We start from the raw sequence: 786 nt of genomic DNA, 5'->3' as shown, positions 1-786 counted from the left end.
AACGGCAAGGTGGATCGAAAGGCGCTGCCGGCACCCGAATTCACCCGCACCACACCCTACCGGGCACCGCGCAGTCAGCGCGAAGCGTTGTTGGCGGGGTTGTTCGCCGACGTGCTGGACCTGCCGCAGGTGGGTAGCGACGATGGGTTTTTCGACCTGGGTGGGCACTCGCTAACGGTGACCAGGTTGGTCGCGCGCATTCGTGTCGAGCTGGGTGTGGAGGTGCCGATCCGGGCGGTGTTCGAGGCGCCGACGGTGGCCCAACTGGCGGACTGGCTCGACGCTCACGACGGTCGTGCAACGCGCGCAGCATTGTTGGCCCAACCGCGCCCGGCGCGAATTCCGTTGTCCTGGGCGCAATCCCGGTTATGGTTTCTGCACCGATATGAAGGCCCGTCAGCCACCTACAACATACCCTTGGCGTTGCGGCTGCGCGGAAGCCTCGACGTGGCGGCGCTGCGAGCGGCACTCGCCGATGTGGTGGCCCGGCACGAAAGCTTGCGCACGATCTTCGGCGAGGCCGACGGTGTCGCTCATCAGCAGATTCTGCCTGCCGAGACGGTCCCGCTGATCGTCACCGAGCTGGCGGACGGCATGCCGCTGACCGAGGCGGTGAACCAGGCCGCCGCGCACCACTTCGAGCTGGCCACCGAGACTCCGCTGCGCGCCCAGCTGATCGCGGAGTCGCAGACCGAGCACGCCTTGGTGTTGGTCGTGCACCACATCGCAGCCGACGGCGCCTCGCTGGCGCCGCTGGCCAACGATCTGGCCACCGCCTACACCGCC

1 protein-coding gene is annotated in these 786 nt (G+C 67.8%); it reads left to right on the top strand.

Translation table 11 applies throughout. The features are described 5' to 3' along the window. A partial coding sequence (locus F0Q45_RS26370) for a condensation domain-containing protein (protein ID WP_262491202.1) occupies positions 1 to 786 on the top strand: 786 nt, incomplete at both ends.

The organism is Mycobacterium simiae (genome assembly GCF_008370645.1).
Taxonomy (GTDB): domain Bacteria; phylum Actinomycetota; class Actinomycetes; order Mycobacteriales; family Mycobacteriaceae; genus Mycobacterium; species Mycobacterium simiae_A.
The sequence above is the reverse complement of the archived record's forward strand: the minus strand, read 5'-3'. Positions and strand labels throughout refer to the sequence as shown.